At 72.7% G+C, this 26,460-nt stretch carries 19 protein-coding genes and 3 pseudogenes; 10 read left to right on the forward strand and 12 right to left on the reverse strand.

Annotated features, from left to right (window positions below; translation table 11 throughout):
• A partial coding sequence (locus V7E46_RS07740; protein ID WP_333767714.1) for an NPCBM/NEW2 domain-containing protein occupies positions 1 to 485 on the forward strand: 485 nt, incomplete at its 5' end.
• A gap of 25 nt (positions 486 to 510) precedes the next feature.
• Here V7E46_RS07740 and V7E46_RS07745 read toward each other — a convergent pair.
• The 4 genes from V7E46_RS07745 to topA all read right to left on the reverse strand — a co-directional run bounded on the left by V7E46_RS07745 (position 511) and on the right by topA (position 11,447).
• Complete coding sequence (locus V7E46_RS07745; protein WP_333767715.1) at positions 511 to 1,248, reverse strand: DsbA family oxidoreductase; 738 nt, start codon at positions 1,246 to 1,248, stop codon at positions 511 to 513.
• An 88-nt stretch (positions 1,249 to 1,336) separates the two neighbouring features.
• Entirely contained in the window at positions 1,337 to 4,576 is a 3,240-nt protein-coding gene (locus V7E46_RS07750; RefSeq protein ID WP_443054075.1) for a BTAD domain-containing putative transcriptional regulator, read from the reverse strand.
• A gap of 523 nt (positions 4,577 to 5,099) precedes the next feature.
• Positions 5,100 to 8,144, reverse strand: coding sequence for a dTMP kinase (gene tmk, locus V7E46_RS07755; protein WP_333767717.1), 3,045 nt, complete (start codon positions 8,142 to 8,144; stop codon positions 5,100 to 5,102).
• A gap of 507 nt (positions 8,145 to 8,651) precedes the next feature.
• The gene (gene topA, locus V7E46_RS07760; protein WP_333767718.1) at positions 8,652 to 11,447 is read right to left on the reverse strand and encodes a type I DNA topoisomerase; all 2,796 of its coding nucleotides are present in this window, start codon (positions 11,445 to 11,447) and stop codon (positions 8,652 to 8,654) included.
• Between the two features lie 298 nt (positions 11,448 to 11,745).
• On the opposite strand from topA, the gene V7E46_RS07765 reads away from it, so the two are divergent.
• Both V7E46_RS07765 and V7E46_RS07770 read left to right on the forward strand, forming a co-directional pair.
• Positions 11,746 to 12,300 (forward strand): hypothetical protein, encoded by a 555-nt coding sequence (locus tag V7E46_RS07765; protein WP_333767719.1) that lies wholly within the window; start codon positions 11,746 to 11,748, stop codon positions 12,298 to 12,300.
• 7 nt (positions 12,301 to 12,307) lie between these two features.
• The gene (locus V7E46_RS07770; protein WP_333767720.1) at positions 12,308 to 12,736 is read left to right on the forward strand and encodes a DUF2752 domain-containing protein; all 429 of its coding nucleotides are present in this window, start codon (positions 12,308 to 12,310) and stop codon (positions 12,734 to 12,736) included.
• Positions 12,737 to 12,900: 164 nt separating this feature from the next.
• On the opposite strand, the gene V7E46_RS07775 is transcribed toward V7E46_RS07770, so the two are convergent.
• From V7E46_RS07775 to bldG, 4 genes are all read right to left on the reverse strand, one after another.
• Positions 12,901 to 14,436, reverse strand: coding sequence for a DUF7059 domain-containing protein (locus V7E46_RS07775; protein ID WP_333767721.1), 1,536 nt, complete (start codon positions 14,434 to 14,436; stop codon positions 12,901 to 12,903).
• A gap of 61 nt (positions 14,437 to 14,497) precedes the next feature.
• On the reverse strand, positions 14,498 to 15,070 hold the full coding sequence (locus tag V7E46_RS07780; protein WP_333767722.1) for a small secreted protein: 573 nt from the start codon (positions 15,068 to 15,070) through the stop codon (positions 14,498 to 14,500).
• A gap of 334 nt (positions 15,071 to 15,404) precedes the next feature.
• Complete coding sequence (locus tag V7E46_RS07785) at positions 15,405 to 15,818, reverse strand: ATP-binding protein (RefSeq protein WP_329176249.1); 414 nt, start codon at positions 15,816 to 15,818, stop codon at positions 15,405 to 15,407.
• Positions 15,819 to 15,898: 80 nt separating this feature from the next.
• Positions 15,899 to 16,240 (reverse strand): anti-sigma factor antagonist BldG, encoded by a 342-nt coding sequence (gene bldG / locus V7E46_RS07790; RefSeq protein ID WP_031520166.1) that lies wholly within the window; start codon positions 16,238 to 16,240, stop codon positions 15,899 to 15,901.
• Between the two features lie 181 nt (positions 16,241 to 16,421).
• Between bldG and V7E46_RS07795 the strand changes: the two are divergent.
• A pseudogene (locus tag V7E46_RS07795) lies at positions 16,422 to 18,797 on the forward strand (DEAD/DEAH box helicase); the annotation flags it as partial.
• A 264-nt stretch (positions 18,798 to 19,061) separates the two neighbouring features.
• Here the strand turns inward: V7E46_RS07795 and V7E46_RS07800 are convergent.
• The 3 genes and pseudogenes from V7E46_RS07800 to V7E46_RS07810 form a co-directional block, all read right to left on the reverse strand.
• Positions 19,062 to 19,370: pseudogene (locus V7E46_RS07800) on the reverse strand (Rv3654c family TadE-like protein); the annotation flags it as partial.
• On the reverse strand, positions 19,367 to 19,723 hold the full coding sequence (locus V7E46_RS07805) for a TadE family type IV pilus minor pilin (protein WP_333767755.1): 357 nt from the start codon (positions 19,721 to 19,723) through the stop codon (positions 19,367 to 19,369). The gene V7E46_RS07805 and the pseudogene V7E46_RS07800, both read right to left, overlap by 4 nt.
• A gap of 58 nt (positions 19,724 to 19,781) precedes the next feature.
• A pseudogene (locus V7E46_RS07810) lies at positions 19,782 to 19,901 on the reverse strand (DUF4244 domain-containing protein); the annotation flags it as partial.
• A gap of 38 nt (positions 19,902 to 19,939) precedes the next feature.
• Here V7E46_RS07810 and V7E46_RS07815 point away from each other — a divergent pair.
• A complete protein-coding gene (locus tag V7E46_RS07815) occupies positions 19,940 to 21,562 on the forward strand; it encodes a recombinase family protein (RefSeq protein ID WP_333767724.1) in 1,623 nt (540 codons plus the stop codon).
• Here the strand turns inward: V7E46_RS07815 and V7E46_RS07820 are convergent, their stop codons facing one another.
• Positions 21,563 to 22,159: a hypothetical protein gene (locus V7E46_RS07820; RefSeq protein WP_333767725.1), complete on the reverse strand. Its 597-nt coding sequence runs from the start codon at positions 22,157 to 22,159 to the stop codon at positions 21,563 to 21,565.
• 124 nt (positions 22,160 to 22,283) lie between these two features.
• Between V7E46_RS07820 and V7E46_RS07825 the strand changes: the two genes are divergently transcribed.
• The 5 genes from V7E46_RS07825 to V7E46_RS07845 all read left to right on the forward strand — a co-directional run bounded on the left by V7E46_RS07825 (position 22,284) and on the right by V7E46_RS07845 (position 26,293).
• A complete protein-coding gene (locus V7E46_RS07825; RefSeq protein WP_333767726.1) occupies positions 22,284 to 22,529 on the forward strand; it encodes a helix-turn-helix domain-containing protein in 246 nt (81 codons plus the stop codon).
• A complete protein-coding gene (locus tag V7E46_RS07830) occupies positions 22,526 to 22,711 on the forward strand; it encodes a hypothetical protein (RefSeq protein WP_333767727.1) in 186 nt (61 codons plus the stop codon). Before V7E46_RS07825 ends, V7E46_RS07830 begins: the two co-directional genes overlap by 4 nt.
• 320 nt (positions 22,712 to 23,031) lie before the next feature.
• Positions 23,032 to 23,259, forward strand: coding sequence for a hypothetical protein (locus V7E46_RS07835; RefSeq protein WP_333767728.1), 228 nt, complete (start codon positions 23,032 to 23,034; stop codon positions 23,257 to 23,259).
• Between the two features lie 80 nt (positions 23,260 to 23,339).
• A complete protein-coding gene (locus tag V7E46_RS07840; protein ID WP_333767729.1) occupies positions 23,340 to 23,639 on the forward strand; it encodes a hypothetical protein in 300 nt (99 codons plus the stop codon).
• Positions 23,636 to 26,293, forward strand: a complete 2,658-nt coding sequence (locus V7E46_RS07845) for a hypothetical protein (protein WP_333767730.1) — start codon at positions 23,636 to 23,638, stop codon at positions 26,291 to 26,293. The genes V7E46_RS07840 and V7E46_RS07845 overlap by 4 nt, the downstream gene beginning before the upstream one ends.
• Positions 26,294 to 26,460 lie beyond the last annotated feature (167 nt).

Here is a 26,460-nt window from a genome sequence, read left to right on the forward strand (position 1 = left end):
ACCCGACGACGACGCCGCCCCCACCGCCCGCGCCGACCGTCTACCAGGTCAATTCGCTCGGCATCACCGGCGTCGGCGACCCGACGCGGCCCACCATCCAGCCGCCCCGCTCCGGGCGCGGCTGGTGGTGGAGCCGCTGGGGCCTGAAGATCGGCGGCACGGCGTACGCGCACGGCATCAGTGTGCGCGCGCCCTCGGCGGTGGCCATCGACCTCAACCGGGCCTGCGTCTCCTTCGACGCCGACGCCGGAGTGGACGACCTGACCCGGATCCTGCGCACCGCCGTGCGCTTCTCCGTCTACGGCGACGGCACCCGCCTGTGGTCCTCGGGCGTGATCCGCGACGGCGACCCCGCCGTGCCGGTACACGTGCGCCTGGCCGGCCACAAGACCGTACGGCTGGTCGTCACCGCAGAGGCCGGGCGGGGACAGCTCGGCGTCACGGGTCTGGCGGACTGGGCGGACGCGGTGATCAGCTGCGCGTAGCGGACGGCGCAGCGGCCGTGCCGGGTCAGATGCCCGCGGCCCCGCCGTCCGTCGCGGGCACCTCGCACACACCGTCGGCGCACGCGCCGGCCTCGGCGCCGGCGCTGTCCGCCGCGGCCGCGGTGTCCTTGGCGACCTGTTCGAGGACCCGCAGGAAGGTCGAGGTCTCCTGGCCGCCCTGAACCGCCCACTGGCCCTCGAAGACGAAGGTCGGCACCGCGGTGATCCCGAGCTGCCGGGCCTCGTCGATCTCGTCCAGCACTTCGTCGTGCAGCTCGTCGCTGCTCAGGAAGGCCGCGACCGCGTCCCGGTCGAGGCCGACCGTGACGGCAGCGTCGGTCAGGTGCTCGTGGTCGCCGATGTCCATGCCCTCGCCGAAGTGCGCGGTCATCAGCCGGCCCTTGAGCCGGGTCTGCGCGGCGGGGCCGTATTCGTCCAGGGCGAAGCGCAGCAGGCGGTGGGCGAGCAGCGAGTTGTTCTCCAGGACCGTGTCGAAGTCGAAGTCGATGCCCTCCTCGGCCCCGAGCGCGGTGATCCGCTGGTCCATTGCCGCAGCCTGCGGCCCGTACTTCGCCGCCAGGACCTCGCGGTGCGGGCGCGCCTCGTAGGGGGCGGACGGGTCGAGTTGGAAGGGCCGGTAGACGACCTCGACAGAGGAGCCCTTCGGGAAGGCCGCGAGCGCGCGCTCGAAACGGGTCTTTCCGACATAGCACCACGGGCAGGCGATATCGCTGTAGATCTCGACCTTCACGGCTCTTCTCACTTCCGGTGGGCTGCGGGGGCGGCGGGCACGAGACCCCGGCTCCAGTATTCCTTGAAGCCTCAATGACGTAAGACCCGGTCCCGGGCCGCTATTCCCGGTCGCCGCCGGCGCGTCTGTTGCCGCGGCCGGGAAGTCCGTCGCTTCCGCCGACCGGCCCGTACGTGTGGCCGGTGCGCCCCTTGCCGTCGCCAGGGCCGCGGCCGGGGTCGGGGTCGGCGCTGCCGCTCGCCAGCAGCGCGACCAGTGCCGCGGCCCGTTCCCTGGCCAGGCCCCCGCCACGCTCGCGGGCCGCCGCCAGTTCCGCCGCGGACAGTGCCGAGGCCGCCTGGGCGGTCACCGCGTCGACCGCCTCCTGCTCGGGCACGCTGCGCGGCGCCGGTCCCCGTACGGCGTCCGCGACGGCGAGCAGTTCCACCGCGCCCATGACGTCGCCGAGCGCCGTCAGCGCCTCGGCCGCCACCTCGAACTGCGCGCCGACAACCTGCTCCGTGCAGTCCGCGGCCAGCGCCATCCGCAGCGCGTCGTCCGCCTTGGCCAGCGCCGACCGCGGATCGTCCTCGGCCAGCGCGATCCGCGCCGCCAGGCCCGCCAGCAGCACATGGAACATCGGCGGCGGGGTGCCGTCGGAGGCCCGCCCCGCCGCGAGGTCGCACATCTGCCGGGCCCGCGGCACCTCGCCGCGCCGGAGCAGCAGCGTGGCCTGGAGGTAGCGGACATAGGTGCGGGCGTCCCACACGGAGTAACGCTCCGCCTCCTCGTCGGCACGGGCCAGCATCCGTTCTGCGGTGTCGTCGTCGCCCTCCCGGTACGCGACCTCGCCGAGCCGCGCCAGCAGGAAGGCAGCCTCGGCGTACGCCCCCAGTTCCCGCCCGAGCCGGTGCGCCGCCTCCAGGTTCTGGCGCGCCGTCGCGTGGTCGCCGCGGGCCAGCGCGATCTCGCCGCGCGCGCTGTGCACCTGCGCGCGGAGCCAGCGGTCGGCGAGCCGGTCGGTGAGCATCTGCAGCTCGTCCTGGCTCTCCTCGGCTTCCTCAAGCCCGCCCGGCGAGTCCACCGCGACATGGGTACGGAACATCAGCGCCACCGCCAGCTCCCAGTCACCGCCGTGGGCGCGGCAATTGGCGACGACCGCGTCCGTTTGCAGGCGGATTCCCTGCTGCCCGCCGAGGAGGAACGCGGTGAACGGCCAGAGCATCCCGGGAAAACGCGCCGCCGGCGGCCCGCCCTCGCTGTACGCCTGTGCCAGTGCCGTCGCCGCCGCCCGTGACTCGGGCGATGAGAGCTGGTCCTCCGCCGCGTGGTCGCTCTTGACGAAGAACATCAGCATCCGGGCGTCGATCCGCGGCCAGTACAACGGGTCCGCCGGGTCCTCGGGCAGGTCGCCGCCCATCGCGACGACCTGCCCCAGCCAGCTGTCCGCCTCGTCGCGGTAATTGCGCAGCCACCAGAACCAGCCCATCGCCAGCACAAGGGCCAGGGCATCCGGCTCCTCGCCCGCCCCGATCGCGCGGTGCAGCGCCGCACGTACATTGTCCAGCTCCGCCTCCAGCACCTCCAGCCAGCGCATCTGGTCGGTGCCGCGCAGCTCAGGGTCGGCGGTGCGCGCCAGGTCGCGGTAATGGGCGGTGTGGCGGCGGGCGGCCCGGGCCAGTTCGCCGGGCTGCTCGGCGGCGCGCTCCGCGGCGTATTCGTGGATCGTCTCCAGCAGGCGATACCGCGCCCGGTGGCCGTCCGGCCCGTCCGGTGCCGCCCCGGGGGCCGCCATCAGGTCGGCGACCACCAGGGACTTGTCGACCAGCTGTGCGACCGTCTCCAGAGCGTCGGGGCCGCACACCGCCTCCGCCGCGGCCAGGGTGCAGCCGCCCGCGAAGACGCTCAGCGCGCACAACGTCGTACGCTCCGGCTCCGTCAGCAGGTCCCAGCTCCAGTCGACGACCGCCCGCAGCGTCTGCTGGCGCGGCAGCACCGTACGGCTGCCGCTGGTCAGCAGGCGGAAACGGTCGTCGAGACGGTCCGCGATCTGCCGCGGTGACAGCGCGCGCAGCCGGGCCGCGGCAAGCTCGATCGCCAGCGGCAGGCCGTCGAGCCGCCGGCAGATCTCCCGCACCGCCGCCGCGTCGGGGCCGTCGTCCCCGTAAGGCGCCGCGCCCGGCCTTACCGTGGCCGCCCGCTCAGCGAACAGCCGGTACGCATTCCGCGGCGGCAGCGGCTCGACCGGCCGCACCACCTCGCCCGGCACCCCCAGCGGCTCCCTGCTGGTGGCCAGCACCGTCACGCCGGGGCACGCGGCGAGCAGCTCTGCGGTCAGCACGGCCGCGCCGACGATCACGTGCTCGCAGTTGTCGAGCACCAGGAGCAGCCTGCGCCGCCCGCAGTGGTCGAGCAGCCGCGCCACGGGATCCTCCGCATATTGCTCGGCCCGCAGCGGACCCGGCGCTAGCACCTGCGCGTCACGGCGGCCCAGCGCGGTGAGCACGGCGTGCGGGATCGCGGCCGGGTCGTCCAGCGGGGCCAGTTCCGCGAGCCACACACCGTCGGGGAAGCCGCCGGCGGCCGCCTCCGCGGCCTCCTGGGCAAGCCGGGTCTTCCCCGACCCGCCCGGCCCGGTCAGCGTCACCAGGCGGGCCGCCGCGACGTCCTGGCGGATGTCCCGCAGCTCCGCCTCCCGGCCCACGAAGCTCGTCAGCCTGGCCCGCAGATTCCCGGCCGCAGGTGCCGGGGCGGCGGGTACGGACGGGCGCAGCAGGTCCGCGTGCAGCGCGCGCAGCTCGGGTCCCGGGTCGGCGCCCAGCGTCTCCGCCAGCACCGTCCTGGTCTCCTCGTATGCCGCCAGCGCGTCCGCGGTCCGGCCCGCCGCGCGGAGCGCCTTGATCAGCTGGGCCCTGAACGCCTCGTCCAGCGGGTGCGCCGCCACCGCCTCCCACACGGCGGGCAGTACGTCGGACGCCCTGCCGAGCGCGATTTCCGCGTCGATCCGCAGCCGTTGCGCCGTGCGGTGCAGCGCGTCCGTGCGGGCGGCGGCCGGCGCCCGGTCCGGCAGGTCCGCCAGCGCCGGGCCGCGCCACAGTGCCAGGGCTTGCGCCAGCACCCCCGCCGCCTTCTGCGGGTCGCCCCCGGTCAGCGCCGCACCGCCCTCGTCGACCAGGCGCTCGAACTCGTACATGTCCACGGCGTCACGAGCCGTTGTCAGGCGGTAGCCTCCCGGCTCCGATGTGACGGCCTCCCGGCCCAAGGCCCTGCGCAGCCGGGCGACCAGGGCTTGCAGTGCGCCTGCCGCGTCGGCGGGCGGGTCGCCCGCCCATACGTGCGCGATCAGTGTCTCAGCGGACACGGGTCGTCCCGCGTCGACGGCCAACGCGGCCACGAGTGCCCGCACGCGTCCGCCGCCCAGGGCCACGGGCATGCCGCCCGGGTCCCGCACCTCGGTAACCCCCAACACCAAATACCGCACCCGCGCATTCTCCCGCCCTTACGGTGCGCACTCGCGCAGTTCACGCGCCTCGGGGAGTGAGATGGCTCGCCGCCCTGGCTTGTCACGCGGTTCGGCCCGCGACGCCGTGCCTGGGGGACCCCGGCGCCCCGAGAGTTGCCCTCCCTTGCGGTTCGCGTTCATCCGACCCGCCGGCGTGGCGTGCCATGCAGTTCCCCGCACCCCTGGGGGCTCGCCCCTTGCCGTGCGTCGCTTGTTGGTCGCGCCATCGTGGCTGAGCGCGCAGGTCCCCGCGCCCCTCGGGGCTTGGCCTCTGCGGGAGAGGGTGCCCCAGAGGGGCGCGGGGAACTGCGCGGCCAGCCACCGTGCGGTGGCACTGTGATCGCGACAGGACAGGGCACCCACCGGGGGTGGAAGCGGCCGGTCAGGGGCGGCGGCGGCCGTCCTCGTCGCGGCGGCCCAGAAGCTCATCGGCGAGGGTCGGGAGGTCGTCGAGGGGCGTCGCCTCGGCCCAGTCCGGCCGTGGCCGCCTGGCAGGCGGCTGCTGCACGGCGGGAAGCTCACGGGTCCGCTCGGCCTCGCCCGACTCGGGGCGGAAAAGCCACGGCGGCACCCGGTCCGCCGGATCGCCGTCGCTCGCCGTACCAGGCACCGGCGGCAGGACCGCCGTCTCGTCTGCGGCGGGCTCCGCCGGGACCGCCGGCAGGACCGCCGTCTCGTCCGACCCGGACTCAGGGTCAGCGTGAGGCCCGGATTCAGGCTTGGGCACGACCGGCGGCAGCACCGTCGTGGTTTCGGAGGAGTCCGAGGACGGCGAGTCGTCGGACTCCGGACTCGCCGGGACGGGCGAAATGACGGTCGTCGCGTCGTCCGCCGCGGCGGAATCCGCGGCAGCGGCCCGCGCGGCCTCGGCGCGGAGGAGCGACTCCTCCGCCTTGCGCTGCTTCTCCAGCCGCCGCTCTTCCGCCTCGGCCCGCAGCCTGGCCTGCTCCTCGGCGAGCCGCCGCAGCCTGGCCTGCTCGGCCTCCCGCGCCTCGGTCTCCGCGGCGAGCCGTGCCGCCTGCTCGGCGGCGGCCCGCTCGACCCCCTCCTGGCGCAGGCGCGCGGCCTCCGCCTCCTGCGCGGCCTTGCGTTCCGCGATCTCCTGCCGGGCGGCTTCCTCCGCGGCGAGCCGCCGCTCCTCCTCCTCGCGGCGCAGCTTCTCCAGCTGCGCCTGCCGCTCGCGCTCGGCGCGTTCGGCCTCCGCCTTGCGGGCGGCCTCCTCGGCGACAAGCCGCGCCGCTTCCTCCGCGGCCTTGCGCTCGGCTTCCGCGCGGGCCTCGATCTCCTGCTCGGACAGCGGGAGGACTTCGTCGAGCCGGTGGCGGATCACCGTGGTGACGGCGGCCGGCTCCTGGCCGGCGTCGACGATGAGGTAGCGCGCGGGGTCGGCGGCGGCGAGGGTGAGGAAACCGGCACGGACCCGCTGGTGGAATTCCGGCGGCTCCGATTCGAGCCGGTCGGGGGCCTCGGTGAAGCGCTCCCGTGCGGTCTCGGGCGACACGTCGAGCAGCACGGTCAGGTGGGCGACGAGCCCGTCCGTACCCCAGCGGTTGATGCGGGCGATCTCGGTGGGCGCCAGGTCGCGCCCGGCGCCCTGGTAAGCGACGGCCGAGTCGATGTAGCGGTCGGAGATGACGACGGCGCCGCGGGCCAGCGCCGGCCGGACGACCGTATCGATGTGCTCGGCGCGGTCGGCCGCGTAGAGCAGCGCTTCCGTGCGGGGCGAGATCCCGCCGGACGACACGTCGAGCAGGATCGACCTGAGCCGCTTGCCGACGGCGGTGGCGCCGGGCTCCCGGGTGACCACGACTTCGTGGCCCTTGGCGCGGATCCAGCTCGCGAGCGCATCGACCTGGGTGGACTTGCCGGCCCCGTCGCCGCCCTCGACGGCGATGAAGAAACCGGTGGCGGCGGGCGCGGCGGACGGTTCGGCGCCGCGCAGCGCCTCGCGCAGGTCGCGGCGCAGCGGTACGCCGCTGCGGTCGTCGGTCTTGCCGAGGACGAGCGCGGCAACGGGCAGCAGCAGGGCGCCGACGAGCATCAGGGTGTAGGCGGCGCCGGCGTGGTCGAAGGTGAAGCGGCCGTTCTCGATGCGGTGCGGGCCGATCGCGGCGGCCAGCAGCGGCGCACAGACCGCGGCGACACCGAGCGCGGCGCGTGCCACGGCCTGGAGGTGCTCGGTGGTCCTGGCCCGGCGGGTCTCCTCGGCCTCCTGCTCGATCAGCAGGTGCCCGGCGTTGGCGCTGATGCCGGCTGCGGTGCCGGCCAGCAGCGCGAGCAGCAGCATCGTGGTCGGGTCGGGGACCAGCCCGGTCAGCAGCAGCGCGACACCGGTGACGCCGATGGCCAGCGCCAGCAGCCGCCGCCTGGACAGGCCGGGCAGCGTGCGGGGGGCGATCCGGATGCCGAGGACGGTGCCCGCGGTCAGTACGAGGACGAGCAGGCCGAAGCCGGTCGGGCCGAAGCCCATTGCGGCGGCGTGGAGAACCGCCACGGAGACCGCCGCGGCAATCGCGCCTGCGACCGCCGCGGTGGACAGCACCAGAAGCGGCAGCGAACCGGTCCTGCCGTTCTCGGCGCCCTCGGGCCCCTTGGGCAGCCGCAGCCCCTCAAGCGGCGAACGCGGCCCTGCCGCCGTACCCGACGGGAGTTCGAGCGCCGACAGCACCGCCATCGAGGAGGAGAACAGCCCGGCGGCGACGTAGGAGGACAGCGCGACCTGGTGCAGGTCGAACCAGTTGATGCCGGTCGCCAGCAGCGTGTTGACCAGCGTGATGACGACCATCGCGGCGGCGGCCAGCGGCAGCGCGACAAAGCTGGTCCGCAGGTCGAGCCGGTGCAGCGTGGCCAGGTGATCGGGCGCGGGCCGTACCGAGGTGTTCCCCGGCGACGGCAGCAGCTCGGGCGCGGCGCCGTCCTTGGCGACGGCCCACAGCCGCTCGGCGATCCCGGCGGCGAAGACGGTGGCCAGCAGCCAGATGTGCGCGGAGTCCGGCGACCAGGTGATCCACAGCGGGGCGACGATGAACAGCGCGAGGCGTACGCCGTCGGCGCCGATCATGGTCCAGCGGCGGTCGAGCGGGCCGCTTTCCGAGGTCGCCGCGGACAGGGGGCCGAGCAGGACCGCGCCGAACAGCAGCGTCGCCACGAGGCGGGCGGCGAAGACCGCGGCCGTCGCGAGGGCCACCCCGCGGTAGCCCCCGCCGAACGCGTCGGCCGCGCCTGTCGCCTGCACGGTCAGCCAGAGCAGCACCAGCAGGCCGAGGCGGTCCGCGACCGCGCCGGTGAGCTGGGCGTTCCACAGCTTCCGCAATGCCGGGATCTTCAGCAGCGCGCCCACCGCGCGGTCCCGTGAATCCGCCGCCAGGGCGCCCGCGAAGGCGGGCGTGACGTCAGCGGGCTGCGGGGGCTGCTCGGATCGCGTCATCCCAACAGCCTATCGCCCATCCGCGTGCTCCCGGGCGCCCGGTCCCTTACCAGAACCTGCACGTCCACGCGGTAACGGGGTGCCCACCCAGGGTTCGCTGCCCTCCGGAGGCGCGGGGGTTCCGCGGTGCCCCTTCCGCAAGGAGTGCCCCTCAGGGGCGTGAGGAACGGCGCGCTCAGCCACGACGGTGGCGCACCGTCCGCACGTGCCCCGCGCGGGGCACTGCGCGCCCAGCCGCCACCGGGGCGCGGGTCGCCACCGGCCCGAAGGGGCAGATCGGTCCGCTCCGGGCAACTGGCCGGCGGCCGGTTGCCCGCGCAGTTCCCCGCGCCCCCCGGTAGGGCGCCGCCTTACGCGGCAGAACCCCCGGCCTCGCGGCGGCGAAGGCATACCCCAGCCGAAGAGGCACCCCCAGCAGGCCCGCGCCCAGCGGAAGCGCACCCCTTACCGGAGGGTCGCCCCACCCCCGCGGCGGCGGAGGCGTACCCCGGTGCAACAGTGGGCGCCCTAGTCCGCGGAGGGCGCGGACTTCTTCGCCGTGGCCTTCTTGGCGGAAGCAGCCGCCTTCTTCGCGGGAGCGGCCTTCTTGGCCGCGACCCGCTTGGCCGGGGCCGCCTTCTTGGCGGGAGCCTTCTTCTTCGCGGGCCCCTTCGCCCGCTTCTCCGCCAGGAGTTCGTAGCCCCGCTCGGGAGTGATCGACTCGACCTCGTCGTCCCGGCGGAGCGTGGCGTTGGTCTCCCCGTCGGTCACGTAGGGACCGAAGCGGCCGTCCTTGACGACGACGGGACGCTCGCTGACCGGGTCGGTGCCGAGTTCCTTGAGCGGCGGCTTGGCCGCCGCGCGCCCGCGCTGCTTGGGCTGCGCGTAGATGGCCAGCGCCTCGTCGAGGGTGATCGTGAAGAGCTGGTCCTCGCTCTCCAGCGAGCGCGAATCCGTGCCCTTCTTGAGGTAGGGCCCGTAGCGGCCGTTCTGCGCGGTGATCTCGACGCCCTCCGCGTCGGTGCCGACGACGCGGGGCAGCGACATCAGCCGGAGCGCTTCCTCCAGGGTGACCGTGTCGATGGACATCGACTTGAAGAGGGAGGCGGTACGCGGCTTGACCGCGTTCTTGCCGGTCTTCGGGGTGTCCTCGGGCAGGATCTCGGTGACGTAGGGGCCGTAGCGGCCGTCCTTGGCCACGATCGGGCGGCCGGTCTCCGGGTCGCTGCCGAGTTCGAAGTCGCCGCTGGGGCGGGCGAACAGCTCCTCGGCGTATTCGACGTCCAGCTCGTCGGGCGGCAGGTCGTCGGGGACGTCGGCGCGGCGGTGGTCGTCCTCGCCGCGCTCGCCCCTCTCTACGTAGGGGCCGTAGCGGCCGACCCGCAGCACGATGCCGTCGCCGACGGGGAAGGACGAGATCTCCCGGGCGTCGATGGCGCCGAGGTCCTCGACCAGTTCCTTGAGCCCGCCGAGGTGGTCGCCGTCGCTGCCCGGGGAGGCGGCGGCGGCGCCCGGGTCGTCCGCGCCGAAGTAGAAGCGGCGCAGCCACGGCACGGACTGGGCCTCGCCGCGGGCGATGCGGTCGAGGTCGTCCTCCATGGAGGCGGTGAAGTCGTAGTCGACGAGCCAGCCGAAGTGCTTCTCGAGCAGATTGACGACGGCGAAGGACAGGAAGGTCGGGACGAGCGCGGTGCCCTTCTTGAAGACGTAGCCGCGGTCCAGGATCGTGCCGAGGATCGTCGCGTACGTCGACGGGCGGCCGATCTCGCGCTCTTCCAGCTCCTTGACCAGCGACGCCTCGGTATAGCGGGCGGGCGGCTTGGTGGCGTGGCCGTCGGCGCTGATCTGCTCTGCGGTCAGCGGGTCGCCCTCGGCGACCTGCGGCAGCCGGCGCTCGCGGTCGTCCAGTTCGGCGTTGGGGTCGTCGGCGCCCTCGACGTACGCCTTGAGGAAGCCGTGGAAGGTGATGATCTTGCCGGACGCGCTGAATTCGGTGTCCCGGCCGTCCGCGGAGGTGCCGCCGACCTTGACCGTGACGGACTGGCCGACCGCGTCCTTCATCTGGGAGGCGACGGTCCGCATCCAGATCAGCTCGTAGAGCCGGAACTGGTCGCCGGTCAGCCGGGTCTCCGCGGGGGTGCGGAAGCGGTCGCCCGAGGGGCGGATCGCCTCGTGCGCCTCCTGCGCGTTCTTGACCTTGCCGGCGTGGACGCGCGGCTTGTCCGGCAGGTAGTCGGCGCCGTAGAGCTGGGTGACCTGGGCGCGGGCGGCCTTGATCGCGGTCTCCGAGAGCGTGGTGGAGTCCGTACGCATGTAGGTGATGAAGCCGTTCTCGTACAGCTTCTGGGCGACCTGCATGGTGGCCTTCGCGCCGAAGCCGAGCTTGCGCGACGCCTCCTGCTGGAGGGTGGTGGTGCGGAAGGGCGCGTAGGGCGAGCGGCGGTACGGCTTGGACTCGACGCTGCGGACCGAGAACTGCGTGTCGGCCAGCGCCGCGGCAAGTGCGCGGGCGGCGGCCTCGTCCAGCTGCAGGACGGTGGCGCCGCCCTTGAGCGCACCGGTGGCGGCGTCGAAGTCGCGGCCCTGGGCGACCCGGCGGCCGTCGACGGACACCAGCCGGGCGTTGAGCGTCGAGGGATCGGAGGCGTCACCGGTGCGGCCGGTGCCGAAAACGCCGGTCAGGTCCCAGTATTCGGCGGAGCGGAAGGCGATGCGCTCGCGTTCCCGCTCGACGACGAGCCGGGTGGCCACCGACTGGACGCGGCCCGCCGAAAGCCGCGGCATGACCTTCTTCCACAGCACCGGCGAGACCTCGTAGCCGTAGAGGCGGTCGAGGATGCGGCGGGTCTCCTGGGCGTCGACAAGCCGCTGGTTCAGCTCGCGCGGATTGCGGACGGCCTCCTGGATGGCATCCTTGGTGATCTCGTGGAAAACCATCCGGTGGACCGGGACCTTGGGCTTGAGGATCTCCTGCAAATGCCAGGCGATGGCCTCGCCCTCGCGGTCCTCATCGGTGGCCAGGAAGAGTTCGTCGGAGTCCTTGAGGAGGTCCTTGAGCTTCTTGACCTGCGCCTTCTTGTCGGCGTTGACGACGTAGATCGGCTGGAAGTCGCTGTCCACATTGACGCCGAGCCGCGCCCACGGCTGGCCCTTGTACTCCGCCGGCACTTCGGCCGCCCCGTTGGGGAGGTCGCGGATGTGCCCGACGCTGGCCTCGACGACGTATCCAGGGCCGAGATAGCCCTTGATCGTCTTCGCCTTGGCGGGCGACTCGACAATGACGAGTCGGCGGCCGGCCGGTGCGGTCTCGCGGGTCGGGGACAACTTCTGCTCTTCTCTCCGGTTCGAAGGGGTGACGCTGCGGAGTGTGACCGTACCTCCCGGTCCCGTGTCAAACGGGAAAAGTCAACAACGCCATCCGAACGGTAACCCGACAAGCGGCCTGTCTGCCGCATGGACGGGTCATGTCAGAGTCGCGCGGGCGCGCGTCACGCCTGCGCGGAGATCCCCGGGCGGATACGGCCGGGGGCGCGACGCGGCGGGCGCGGACTGCAAGGATGGTCGGCAAGAACCTCGGCGCCGCCTGTCCGCGCCGCAGGCCGCAGTAGCACAGGGGGATCGGATGTCCGACCAGAATCCGTACGGGGACAACAACTCCTACGGCAGCAATCCGCAGGAGGACCCGCGGATCCAGAAGACCTCGCTGCCGTCGTACCAGCCGACCATGCCGGCCCTGCCCGGTTACGGCCTCCCGCCGCAGGGCGGCCAGCCGCCGGCCGTGGCGCCCGGCGGCTGGCAGCACGGCGGCCCGCCGCAGCCGCAGTACGGACCCGGCGCGACGCTGATGACCATCGGCGACATCGCGGTCACCGAGGCCGGCATCATGACCCCGGCCGGGCTGCTGCCGCTGCGCGGCGCGGTCTGGACGGTGTCCGACATGTCGAGGACCGAGTCCAAGACGCCGACATACGCGGTGGTGCTGGCCGTCATCTTCACGCTGGCCTGCCTGGTCGGGCTGTTCTTCATGCTGATCAAGGAGAACGTGACGACCGGCTACGCCCAGGTGACGGTCAACAGCGGCGGCAAATACCACGCCACGATGATCCCGGTGCGCAGCCCGCAGGACATCTACGCGATCACCCAGCAGGTCAACTACGCCCGCTCGCTGAGCGCGTGACGCAGGCATGACCACCGCGGGTGCCCGTGCGGACGGCGGCGCGGGACCGCTGCGGCGCGCCGCGGGGCACCCGGCCGCGGCGCCGCTGGGCGCGCTCGCCGCGAGCCTTGCCGGTTCGCTGTATCTGTACGGCACCGACCCGCACCAGCCGGGCCACTGGCTGCCGCGCTGCCCCTTCAACTGGGCCACGGGGCTGCTCTGCCCGGTCTGCGGCGCCACCCGTATGGCGTACGACCTGCTGCACGCGGATCCGGTGCGGGCCTTCCACGACAATGGGCTGCTGCTGCTCTGCACGCCCTTCCTGCTGGCGGTCGCCGGGCGCTGGGCGGTGGCGGGGCTGCGCGGGCTGCGCTGGCGGCCGGTGCTGGGCGCGCGGGCGTCGTACGCCGTGGGGGCGGTTCTGGTGGCGTGGGCGGTGCTGAGAAATCTGCGCTGACGCCGGCGGGGCGCTGACGCCTGGGTGACGCTCGGGGCGGCTCAAGGCCCGCTCAGGCCGCGGTCGTCCGGGCCCGCGGGTCGCTCACGGCAGCGGTCATCAGGGCCACGGTTCATCAGGGCGGCGGTTCATCAGGGCAGCGGGCCGTTCGGGCCGCGCGTCACTCAGGGCCGCGAGTCGTCGGGGACTGGTTCGAGGAAGCCCTGCTCGACCAGCATCCGGATGGAGCCTGGGGTGCGGTCGCGCAGCACCACCGGGTCCTCGCCGAGCAGTTGGGCGATGGCGTCCACGATCCGGCCGGCCGGCAGCGTACCGTCGCAGACCCCGGCGAAACCCGCGCCCACTGTGTCGACCTTGGTGGCCCTGCGCATACCGCGGGCCGAACGCAGCACCACGTGCTCGGGGTCCTCGGCGCCCGGCAGCCCGACCTGCTCCTGCACCACCTCGTCGGCGAGCGTGAAGCGGGCCTCCAGCAGGTCGGCGTCGTCGTGGCGGCGCAGGAAGTCCTGCCGGGCGAACCACGCGGCAATGTGCGGGCCGAGCGGCTGTTCCACCGGGTGCGGCCATTCCTCCGCGGTGATCACCGGCTGCTCCGCGCCCGACTTGCGCAGGGTGATCCAGCCGAAGCCGACACCGCTGACCTTGGCGCGCTCGAAGTCGTCGAGCCAGGCGTCGTACCGGGCGGCGTACTCCGCCGGGTCGGTGCGGTGGTCGCCGCCGTCGCGCAGCCACAGTTCGGCGTACTGGGCGACGTCCTGGACCTCGCGCTGCACGATCCAGGCGTCGCAGCCGCGCGGCACCCAGCCGCTGAGGCGTTCGCGCCAGTCCTGGCCCTCGGTGTGCTGCCAGTTGGCGAGCAACTGGCACCAGCCGCCGTCGTTGAGGTGGTCGGCGGCCTGCTGAACCAGGGTGCGGCACAGGTCGTCGCCGCCCATACCGCCGTCCCGGTAGGTGAACCGGCCCTCCGGCGAGATCACGAAGGGCGGGTTGGACACGATCAGGTCGTAGCGGTCGTCGCCGACCGGCTCGAACAGGCCGCCCTGGCGCAGGTCGGGCTCGGGAGCGCCGGACAGCGCGAGGGTCAGCCGGGCGAAGTGCAGGGCGCGCGGGTTGACGTCGGTGGCCGTCACCCTGGTGGCGTGCTGTGCGGCGTGCAGTGCCTGGATGCCGGAGCCGGTGCCCAGGTCGAGGGCGCTGCCGACCGGTTCGCGCACCGTCAGCCCGGCCAGCGTGGTGGACGCGCCGCCGACGCCGAGCACCAGGTCGGCCCGGTTCACGCCGGGCGCGCTGCCGACACCGCCGGCGCCGCCGACCGCGCAGCCGAGGTCGGAGACGATCCACCAGTCGGCGTTCCCGTCACCGGCGTAGGGGCGTACGTCGACGGTGGCGCGTACGTCGTCGCCGTCGCGCAGCAGCCAGCCGTCGGCCGCGTAGCCGTCGAGCCCGGGGAGCGCGGCGCGGGCGCGTTCGTACGGCACGGGGCATTGCAGCAGGAAGAGCCTGACCAGGGTGTCCAGTGGTCCGGAGCCGCGGGTGGCGCGCAGCGCGGGCACGGTCTCGGCACGGGAAAGCGCGGCATAGGCGACGGCGCCGAGCAGATCGAGGCAGCCGTCGGCCGTGAAGGCCGCGGCACGCAGATCGTCACGCAGGGCGGGCGCGCTGTCGGGAGCGGGGAGGCGGGGCGTCTTCACACCCGCCATTGTCGCGGAAGGCCGGCGGCCCGGCGCTCCGTGCGCACGTACCGCCGCGGCAAGGCGGCGGTTACGAGGCGGTGGGCGACGCCGTGCCGGGCACGCTCTGGCAGCCCGGCTGCTTGGCCAGCGCCTTGCCCTGGTCGCCCTGGCGCAGGGCGCTGAGCGCCTGCTCGCCGTCGGTGCCGGCCTGCTTGAAGGAGTCGGAGACGCCCTGGAGTCCTGCGGCGAACTTGTTCTGGTCGGTGACGTCCAGCGCGTCGACCTGCTTCTTCAGGCTCGCGTACTGCGTGGACAGCGTGGTGAAGGAGGTGACGGCCTTCTGCTGGAATTGATCGCCCTTGCTGCCGGGCGCGGCGCCCGCCCGACTGAAGACTCCGGCCAGCGACTTGTAGGCGTCGGAGATCTGCTGGAAGGCGGCGGAGTCCGCGGTCCTGACGTCCTGCGGCCTGCCGCCGCTGTCGACCTTGGTGAGCGCGGTGTTCGCGTCGTTGATCTTCTTGGTCTGGGCCGCGGTCTGGTCGCAGACGCCCTTCGCCCAGGTGTCCAGCTTCTTGCCCGTGTCGTCGCTCGAACACGCCGACAGCGCCAGCAGCACGACCGCACCGGACAGCGCGGCCCCGAGTCTGTGGTTCAGCTTCACCGGTTGGGTCCCTTCCGTGGCGTCACGGCCCCGGAACTTACACGGGAAGGGGGTGTCCACCGCGAATCATCGGAAGATTTTGTCACCATTCATCCGATATTCAAGCCATTCGTAGCAAGCGACGGTACGGCGGCGGTTCGCGATCCGGTGCGGGCGGACGCGGCCCGGCATGCAGTCATATGAGGTCGCCCGCAGCCGGGCTGACGGTGTGGCAGATGTCACACCGTGGGACATTGCGTCGAGCTCGGGTCAGGCTGCGCCGGACGCGGGGTCAGGCGGCCCGCACAGAGCAGCTTTCGGGCCCGTCGCCCACGGCGTCGCCGTCGGACGGCTCCTACACAGAGGCGGTCGGCCAGCTCATGCGGATGACTCCGCCGGCCGCGCCCTCGATGACCTCGACGTCGTCCACCAGACCGCTGATGACGGCAAGGCCCATCTCGCCCTCGTCGTCGGCCGCCTCGTCCGCACCGCCGTCCGGCGAGGAGCCGGAGGCATTGCCGGGGACCTCATCGGCGACCTCGATGGAGAACTTCTTCTCGTCCTCGTTGAGCATCACCCGAACGGGTGCCTCGACGCCGTTGATGCGGTGCAGTCCGACGGCCCGGCTGCAGGCCTCGCCCACCGCGAGCCGCACCTCGTCGAGAGCCGCCTCGTCCACCCCCGCCCGGCGCGCCACAGCAGCCGCCACGAGCCGTGCTGTGCGCACATGCTCCGGCTGGGCGCTGAAGAGCAGTTCTACGGTGGGCATGGCCTCCCCCTCGGTCCTTGGGTGGGCATCACAGGGGTCCGGACGGCGGCCCGTCCGGTACCCCTTCGCTCGGGCGAAGATCAGTCGGTCGCCGCGACAGCCTCGTCGACCGAGGTGTGAATCGGGAACACCTTGGTCAGACCGGTGATACGGAAAATCTTCAGGATGCGCTCCTGGTTGCACACCAGTCGCAGCGACCCCTCATGCGCGCGCACCCGCTTGAGGCCGCCGACGAGCACACCAAGTCCGGTGGAGTCGAGGAAGTCGACTCCCTCCATGTCCACGACCAGGTGGTAACTCCCGTCGTTCACGAGCTCCACCAGCTGCTCACGCAGCTTGGGCGCGGTGTACACATCAATCTCGCCGCCGACCTCGACGATCGTGCGATCGCCGACGGTTCGGGTCGACAGGGACAGGTCCACGGATCCTCCAGCACCTTGCATCGACGCGGCTCCCCCAGGGGCCTCCCCACCGAGGAGTAGGGGCCTTCCCACCGAAGGTAGGGAAGGACCGGCAGCCGCGATGGCATTCAATCACTTCGCAGTGGGCCAGCACGACGCCTTACTGCGATTGTCCGTCACGCCGGTGACACACTGAGTGCCGATGGCCCAGGATCAACTTCCGCAGTCGGCGCACGGCCGCCCGTCCCCCCGCACCGCTTTGGAGCGGCTTGCCACGGGGGCAGACCGGGCCGCACGCATCACCCATACGGAGCACCTGCCCCCGCGGGTCGGACGTCATGCATTGTGGCCGGAGAGCGTGAGGCCGGAGGTCGTGGCGGCCGTCGCGGCGGCCGGGATCGACCGTCCGTGGGAGCACCAGGCGCGCGCGGCGGAGCACGCGGCCCGCGGCGAGTCGGTGGTCGTCGCCACCGGTACGGCGTCCGGAAAGTCGCTGGGCTATCTGGCGCCGGTGCTCAGCGCGCTGCTGGACGGCGCGGACGCCCCGGGCGCCGGCGGGCGCGGCGCGACGGCGCTGTACCTGGCGCCCACCAAAGCCCTCGCCGCCGACCAGCGCCGGGCCGTCAGCGCCCTCGCCGCGCCGCTGGGCGCCGCGATCCGCCCGGCGCTCTACGACGGCGACACGCCGGTCGAGGAACGCGAATGGGTCAGGCAGTACGCCACCTACGTGCTCACCAACCCGGACATGCTGCACCGCGGCATCCTGCCGGGACACGCCCGCTGGTCCTCCTTCCTGCGCCATCTGCGCTACGTCGTGATCGACGAGTGCCACAGCTATCGCGGTGTCTTCGGCTCGCACGTCGCCCAGGTGCTGCGCCGGCTGCGGCGGGTGTGCGCCCGTTACGGAGCCGAGCCGGTCTTCCTGCTCGCCTCGGCCACCTCCGCCGACCCGGCACGCGCAGCCGCCCGGCTCACCGGGGTCCAGGTCGCCGAGGTCACCGACGACGCCTCGCCGCGCGGCGAACTCGCCTTCGCCCTGTGGGAGCCGCCGCTGACCCGGCTGTCCGGCGAACACGGGGCGCCGGTCCGCCGTACCGCCACCGCCGAAGCCGCCGAGCTGCTCACCGACCTGGTGCTCCAGGGCGTCCGCACGGTCGCCTTCGTCCGCTCCCGGCGCGGCGCGGAACTCGTGGCCCTGATCACCCAGGAGCGGCTCGCCGAGATCGACCCCTCGCTGCCGGCCCGGGTCGCCGCCTACCGCGGCGGCTACCTCCCCGAGGAACGCCGCGCCCTCGAACGTGACCTGCACTCCGGCCGGCTGCTCGGCCTCGCCTCCACCTCCGCGCTGGAACTGGGCGTGGACATCTCCGGGCTCGACGCCGTCCTGCTGGCCGGCTACCCCGGCACCCGCGCCTCGCTGTGGCAGCAGGCCGGCCGGGCGGGGCGCTCGGGGCAGGGCGCCCTCGCGGTCATGGTCGGCCGGGACGACCCGCTCGACACGTATCTCGTCCACCACCCCGAGGCGATCTTCGAGCAGCCCGTCGAATCCACCGTCCTCGACCCGGACAACCCGTACGTCCTCGCCCCGCACCTGTGCGCCGCCGCGGCCGAGCTGCCGCTCACCGAGGACGACCTCGACCTCTTCGGCCCCGAGGCGCCCGCGCTCGTCGGGCAGCTGGAGCGGCGCGGGCTGCTGCGGCGCCGGGCAGCCGGCTGGTACTGGACCCGCAGGGAGCGGGCCGCCGACCTCACCGACATCCGCGGCGACGGCGGCAAGCCGGTCCAGGTCGTGGAGTCGGCGACCGGACGCCTGCTGGGCACGGTGGACGCCTCCTCGGCCCACACCGCTGTCCACGACGGGGCCGTCCACCTGCACCAGGGCCGCACCTACCTGGTCGAGCGCCTCGACCTCGACGACAGCGTCGCCCTGGTCGCCCGCGCCGACCCGCCCTACTCCACGATGGCCCGCGACACCACCGCTGTCCGGGTGCTGGCCGCCGACATCGAGGAGCCCTGGGGCGAAGCCCGCATCCACTTCGGCTCGGTCGAGGTCACCCACCAGGTGGTGTCCTATCTGCGCCGCCGGCTGGTCAGCGGCGAGGTCATGGGCGAGACCAAGCTCGACCTCCCGCCGCGTACCCTGCGCACCCGCGCCGTCTGGTGGACCGTCGCCGAGGACCGGCTGGACGCCGCCGGCATCCACCCGGAGGAGCTGCCCGGCGCCCTGCACGCCGCCGAACACGCCTCCATCGGCCTCCTTCCGCTCTTCGCCACCTGCGACCGCTGGGACATCGGCGGCGTGTCCGTACCGCTGCACGCCGACACCGGCCTGCCCACGGTCTTCGTCTACGACGGTCACCCCGGCGGTGCGGGCTTCGCAGAACGCGCCTTCCACACCGCCCGCAGCTGGCTCACCGCCACCCGCGAGGCCATCGCCGCATGCGAATGCGACTTCGGCTGCCCCTCCTGCGTCCAGTCGCCCAAATGCGGCAACGGCAACGACCCGCTGGACAAGGCCGCGGCGGTCCGCCTCCTCGGCTGCCTGCTCTCCTCCGCTCCCGGGGCCGAGCCTCCCTCCGGCGGCACCGGCACCGGCCCGGGCGCGCCCCGGCCCTCCGATGCCCTGCCCGCCGCCGGTGCCGACCGCGACGACGCCCCGGCCGGCACCTCCACCGCCGACGCGGCGGACACCGACAGCGCGCCGGACCCGGTCCCGCCCTCCGAAGACCCCGGTCACAACCGCGGCCCGACCGATCCCCACGCCGGGGCGGACCCGGCCCAGCGGCGCGGCGACGGGAACGGCGGGGGCCGGTCCGGCGTCGAGTGACGGTCCCGCGCGGGAACGCACCCGCGCTCCGCCGACCTCCGCCACCACATCCGAGACCTCGCCGGTGACCGCGCAGCTCGCCAGCCGGGCGCCCTGGGCACGCGCGACCTCGGCGGCGAGGGCGCAGGCGGTGCTGCGGCCGTCCAGGGCGTGGTCGGCGGCGGCGAGGGCGGCCAGGTCCGCCGCGGCGCCCGCCCGGTGCCGCAGGACGACCGCCTGGCCGAGGTAGAGCCCGGTCGCGCAGAGCGTCAGCAGTACGGCGACGATCCCCAGCGACCACACCGTGGCCGACCCCCGGTCGCCGCTCCGCCTCCAGCCGGTCATGGGCCGCCACCTCCGCCCACGGTGTCCTCGGCGAGGGCGGCGGCCTGCGCCGTCAAGGTGACCGGGAAGCGCGGCCGGGGCACGGTCACCCGCACGGTGACGAGGTCGCCCGCCCGGCCCACGCTCACCCGTGCCCCGGAGGGCGCGGTCTCCCGCGCCACCCGGAGCACCTCGGCGTCCAGCTCCGACCTGGCCGCCGCCCGCGCCCCGGCCCGCGCCGCGTCCACGCACTCGACCTGCGCCGCCGCGGCCATCACTGCCCAGATGAGCACCCCGGCCAGCGCGATCAGCACCGGAATGGTCATCGCGGTCTCGGCCGTGACATACCCGCGCTCGTCGTGAACGGCCGACAGCCGTCCGGGACCGGCGCCCGGTCCCGGACGCACGCCGCGACAGGGAGCCGCGCGGCGGTCAGAACGACGCATGGAGTGCCTTCTCGATCACCGCGGTGAGCGCGGACCGCACGGGTCCGCTGGTCACGATCTTGTAGAGCACGGCCGCGAAGCCGCACGCCGCGATCGTCCCGTCAAGGGATTGGCTGACACTGCTTTAAGAGCTACCCTCCTGCCATGACCGCCACCAACCTCCCCCGCATCGAGACCCCGGGGGCCAGCCGCCGGGTAGTGATCTATTGCCGCATCTCAGACGACCGCGAGGGAAAACGCTGGGGCGTCGATCGGCAGGAGAAGGTCTGCCGCGAACGAGCTGACCGCAACGGCTGGGAGGTCATCGCGGTCCTCATCGAGAATGACGTGAGCGCATACAGTGGCGCCGCCCGGCCCAAGTATCAGCAGCTGCTCGACATGCTCGGCACAGGCGAGGCGAACGCCGTCCTGGCCCTGTCCGGCAAGCGCCTACAGCGAAACTGGCGCGACGCGTTCGCGTTCTTGGATCTGGCCGAAGAGCGGGACATCGCCATTGACACGATCAAGGCTGGGGCGTTCAACCTGAACACCGCCGAAGGCCGGGGCCAAGCCCGCCGTGCGGCCGTCGACGCGCAGGAGGAGTCCGAAGAGATCGGCGAGCGCGTCCGCGACGCCAAGCTCGACAACGTCCGCGAGGGCACCTACCGCGGCGGCCCCCGCCCCTTCGGGTACGAGGACGGTGGCATGGTCGTGCGATCCCTGCTGTGTCCCGGATGCGGCGCAACGGACGGGTTCGCCAGCGACCGAGCGTGCGGGGCCTGCGGTGCCGCCGCCGTCAACACCGAAGGATCGGAGGCGTGGCGCATCGAGCAGGCCATGGACGCGCTCATCGCCGGGGACTCCCTTCGGTCCATCTGCCGCACCTGGGACGCTCAGGGCGTCCGTGTGCCGCCCAGGAGGTACCGGCAGGCAGACGGGACGCGGGGAGAGCCAGAAACGCGCGTGTGGGGGCCTGTGGCCCTCGGACGGACCCTGCTGCGAGCGCGCAACGCCGGGCTGATCGAGACCCGCGGCGAGGTCGTCGGGCAAGCTGCCTGGCCGGCGCTCGTCTCGGAGGAGAAATGGCGGGCGGTCACGGACCTGCTAAAGAACCCCGGACGCCGCACCAATTTGCACGGCACCGCCCGCAAGCACCTCGGCTCAGGCCTGTACAAGTGCTGGTGCGGTGAGCCCCTGGTGTTCGCACTGACAGGAGTCGGCGGGCGCAAACGCGTCGGCCCCGAAGGCAGGACGTACCGGCCCGCGTACCGCTGCGGGACCGGCAGACACGCAACCCGGGACATGGTCGCCCTCGACGACTTCGTGGAGCAGATCGCGATCAGGCGGCTGTCCCGCGCTGACGCCGCCAAGCTGCTGGTGCCACCGACCTCGGCCGACCCGAGCGCCGACCAGTTGGCGGCCGAGGCCAACTCGCTGAGGGCCAAGCTCGACGGGTACGCGGAAGACTACGACGCCGATCGGATCACACGGAAGCAGATGCTCGACGGCACCAGTCGCACACGGGAAAGACTGGCCTGCGTCGAGTTGAGAATGGCTCGCCTCGCGCAGGTTCCGGTGCTGGCGTCGCTGCCCCTGGGCACCGAGCAGATCGCGGAACAGTGGCCCAGTCTTCCGTTGGATCGGAAGCGCTCGATTATCGATGCTCTCATGACGGTGACCGTTGGCAAGGCTCGCCGCGGCCGGCCGAAGGGGTACGTGCCCGGGTCCGGTGCCGGCTACTTCGACCCGGACACCATCGCCATTGCGTGGAAGCAAGCTGAGGACTGATCAGCCGCGAGGGACTGCGTTCCGGTGTCCGCTCGCTGGGGCCAGGTCCTCCCGGCGGGCGCGGGTAAGCCAGCTGCGCACGGTGCCGGTTGCGACGCCATGCGCTGCTGCGACGACCTCGGCTGGATTCGTGGCTCCCTGCGATTCAGCGAGCTTGTATTCCTGAACAACGGTTGCCAGGTGAAGAAGGCTCTTCCGGCGCCGCAGCGCGTTCCCTTTAATCGGCCCCGCCAGCTCAGGAAAACGTTCGGCGACGATTGATTCGGCCAGCGACGCGGGCTCTACGTGCTGAAACGTTGGACTGGCCGTCACCAAGCGGTGCTCGACGGCTGCACGGCCGGCCTTCTCCCAGCGAGGGAGAAGCGCCTCCCGGAAGACCCTCGGATTGAGACCGGACCGCTCGCCGTCCAACCCCCGGATATGGATACTCAGCGGCTCCAACGGCTGGCCCGGGATATGGCCGAAGCGAATCACCACGCTCACCGCGTAGTCGCGGTCCTCGACATCCACCTCTACGGTCCGGCTGCCCGGCACGCCGTTGGGCCACACGGCGGGGGTGTCGGCCGAAGCCGCGATCTTGCGGGGTGCGGATGCCATGGCGCCATAGTCCGGCATCATCGACCCCTACTGCAACACTTCCCTGCGGTTGAGTGTTGCACACGACTGCAATGTTACGGTGAGAATGTTGCATTCATAGCAGCGCTAGTGGGACACTCATCCCATGGATATCGAAGCCCTTAAGCGGGTTTCCGAGGTGCGCCGCATGCTCGCTTCCGGAGAAGCCGCGCAGGTCAGAGAAGGCCTGTGCGTGTCAATCCGTGAAGTTGCAGGAGCCATGGGGGCAGACCCTGGAACCGTCTCCAGGTGGTTCGCCGGCCAGACTCAGCCCCGCACGGGTGCTGCACTCCAGCTCGCCGAATTCCTCGGAATCGCCAGCGCCAACCACATCCCCGAGAAGGCGGCATGACGGCCGCCGACCTCGCCGAGCAGGCGCGCGCCAACGGCGACGAACGTACTGCCCGGTACTGGCAGCGCATCGCCGACCTCGTCGACGCCGCCCCGCCGCTCAGCCGCTCGCAGGAAGACAAGCTCCGCATCCTGCTGCGGCCGGACACCAAGGCCGCCAGCCCGAACGGCGCTGCCGCATAGATGCGACCCCCGCTAAGGGTCGGTAACGCCAGCACCGACCAGGCAGAGGCCATCGCCTCATCCACGTGCGAAAGCCCCGGGCTCATAGCTCGCCAGCTACCCGGGGCGACGTCCAGAAGAACGGATCGACAGTGAACAACGATGACACGGAAGGCAGGCCGCGGTCCAGCGGGGCGCCGCGCGTCCCTCCCCGCGGAGCCTCCCCGCGGAGACGGCCGGCGAACGAACGAGGCGGGGAGCGGTTGTTCGTCGCCTCGTCGAGGCCGGGCCCCGTTGTGCGCCCCACCTTGGTCATCCGACTCGACGTGGACAGCCACGGCGTGGCACGGCTCCCCCGCGAATCGCGCGGCGGAGACCCGCTGCCCGCGGGCACCCACTGCCGCATCGACCTCGGTACCGCCCGCCGCTACTTCTCCCCCTGGGACGAACTGGGCGCCCTCGTCCAGCGCTGCGCCTCCGTTGAAGTCGCCGGCGCCGACCCAGAGGCGATCGAAGCCGTCTGCCGCGAGCTGAACACGGTCGCCAGCGCAGGAACCCGCCCCGCGTGACGACATACCCCCCTCGCCGACGCTCCCACCTGACCAAGGTGGGAGCCCGGGCGCTCCCTTCTGGAGAAACACGCGTGTCCATGAGCACCACCGAACAGCCCAGCCTCTTCGCTGCGGCTGAGGACCCGCCCGCGCACCCCCGTGACGCCCGGGCGGTGGGCCTTCGGCCGGCGGCGGCCCGGCTCGTCATCACCACCAGTCCGGACCTGCTCGACCGCGAGCAGCGCCCCCTGCTGCTGCTCGTCATCGACTGCCCGTTCTGCCCGCACCAGCATGTCCACCCCGCTGGCCACGTCGGCTCACCGCGGCTGTGCCCGCGCCGTGCCCGCTGCGTTGGCCGCATCCCGGGCGCGTACTACTTCCCGGAGGTGCAACGGTGACCGCTCCCGCACAACAGCGCCTCGCCGCCGACTCGGCCACCATCCGGACGTGGCTCGGCCACCTCTACGCCGGCCAGCCCGGGCTCATCAGCATCTGCTCCGACGCAGACGGATGGGCCGGCCGCCGCTTCACTACCGACGAGGCGGGCATCGAGGCGGCCGTCAACTACTCCGTGCGGCTCGACAAGCGGCACCCCAAGGGTATCTACGCTCAGGTGACGACCCTGCGCGAGCGGCCCGAGGAAGGCCGCGGCGGCGAAGACCTCGCGCACGCCCTCACCCACCTGTGGGCTGACGGGGACTTCGGCACCATCGGTCACAAGCCCAGCCCCGACGACCTGCCCGCGCCCCCCGACATGGACGCCGTGGCCAAGGTGGTCGCCGAGTCGGGCCTGCCGGCACCGAGCGGCTGGACCCTGTCCGGTGGAGGCTATAACTCCCACTGGATGCTCGCCGACCGGCGCGTCATCGGCGGCGACGCCGACCGGGCACGCGTCAAGGAAGTCACCACCGGGTGGCAGGCTATCCTCGCCGCGCAGGCGTACGTTCTCGGCTGGTCGTGGGACGCCGAGGTCGGCAACCTCGACCGGCTGATGAAGCTGCCCGGCACCGTGAACCGCAAGGAAGGGCTGGAGCGCCCCACCTCGATCGGCCCCGGCAGCGGAGTCCTGTACGACTTCGACGACCTGGCGGGCATCGCCGCGCAGTTGGCGCCCGCCGCCCGCGAGGTGCTCGCGCAGGCCGCGAGCGAGAAGCAGGCCCGCAAGGCGCAGCGCCTCGGACGTACGGCGCCCCCGCCGCGGCCCCCGCGCTCCGACCGGCCCGCGCAACGCTCCGGGACCGGGCCCCTCGACGTCCTCGCCGACATGCTCGAATTCCGGGACGTTCTCGAACCCGCCGGCTTCACCTACCAGGGCCAGCACAGCGACGGCCGGGAGAAGTGGCTCCGGCCCACCGCCAACGGTGACCGCCCCAGCAGCGCTTACAGCCTGCTGTGCGACGACCACGTGGCCATCAACTGGTCGGAGCGCTCCGACCTGCCCGTCGGCGCCCAGGCGCCCGGCAACAAGCTCACCATCGGCACCCTGTGGGCCCACCTCAACTACGGCGGGAACACCAGCGAGGCCGCCCGCGACATCAAGCGCGCCGCCGGCGGCCACCCCACCAGCGGCGCGGCCACACGACTCCCTGCCGCCGTGCTCACCGAAGTACGACAGCGCTGCCTCACCGAGTCACGACACGGCTTCGAGGACCTGCTGCCGCCCACCGACGCGGCCCCGCCCGTCGACTGGAGCGACCTGGCCGACGGGACCGAGCCGAGCCCGGCCGCCGACTCTGGCCCGGCCGCACCGCAGCAGCCGATGCAGACTGGCCGGCTCCCCGAGGCATTCTGGGCAGCGCGCCCGGTGTTCCAGCACATCCGGCAGGCCGCGCACTCCCGTGGCTGCTCGGGAGACGTGCTGCTCTTCGGCACGCTCGCCCGTCTGTCCGGCATGATCTCCCACCATCTGCGGGCCGACACCGGCATCGGAAGTCGGGCCAGCCTCAACATCTTCGCCGCCACCGTGGGCCCGTCCGGCGCCGGCAAGTCGACCGGCCAGTCCCTCACCCGCGACCTCATGCCCCACGTGGACGACGAGTTCCGCGACGGCCTGCCAGTCGGCACCGGTGAGGGCATCGCCGAGATGTTCATGGGCGTCGTCGAGGTCGAGACAGGCGAGATCCACCGGCACGGACCCAATAAGGGCGATCCCGTGACCGTGCGGAAGCGCCAGCAGGTCAGGCACAACGCGTACCTGTACGTGGACGAGGGGCAGACTCTCGCGCAGCTCGGCGCGCGATCCGGTTCCGTCCTCGCCGAGACGCTGCGGCGCGCGGCCGTCGGCGAGACCCTCGGCCAGACGAACGCCTCCGAGGAGCGGACGCGCTACGTCGCCGCCGGCACCTACAGTCTCGGCCTGCTGGTGGGTTTCCAGCCGAGTACGGCCATGCCGCTGATCGCCGACGCCAGCACCGGCACACCGCAACGGTTCCTGTGGTGCTGGGCAACCGACCCCTCGATCCCCGACGAACCCCCGGCCTGGCCCGGGCCCATCGAGAAGCACCCCGGCCAGTTGCAGCCGGCCGAGCCCGTGAACATCACCTTCCCCGACCACATCCGGCGCCAGCTCTGGCGAGAGCACACCGCCCGAGCCCGCGGCGAAGTCGAAGTCTCCGAACTCGACGGCCACGCGGGGCTGATGAAGGTCAAGCTCGCCGCGATCTTCGCCCTGCTCGACGGCGGCCGATACGCGACGACCGAGGCGGATTGGGAGCTGGCCGAGATGCTGTGGGCCGCATCGTGTGGTGTTCGGGAGAGCCTCATCGCCCGGGCCCAGCGCGAGGCCGCAGCCGAACGCGAGCGGCAGGAAGTCGCCGCGGTCGAGAAGGCGGTGCGCGAGCACAACGCCAAGCAGGGTGCAGACCTTGTTCTGGAGCGTGTCGCCCGCCTCGTACGCAAGCACGCCTCCCAGGTGGGCGGCATCACCTACGGGGCGCTGAACCGCACTCTCGCCAGCCGGGACCGACCTCTCCTTGAGAAGGCCGTCGCCCTCGCCGTGTCCCGGGAATGGGTCTTCGAAGAAGGTGACCACATTTGTGTCACAACGGACTAATCACATGTGGACACGGGGACACCGAATCCCCGATGTGGACATGTGGACGCGTGTCCACACACCCCCGTATCGGGATCGGAACGGCCTCGCGCACCCCTGACGAACTAAAAGAAATAAGGACATCTCTCCTTTCCTGCGACGCGCGAGGGGGGTGTGTGGACACGTGT

The organism is Streptomyces sp. IBSBF 2435, from assembly GCF_036815005.1.
In the GTDB taxonomy this organism is placed as follows: domain Bacteria; phylum Actinomycetota; class Actinomycetes; order Streptomycetales; family Streptomycetaceae; genus Actinacidiphila.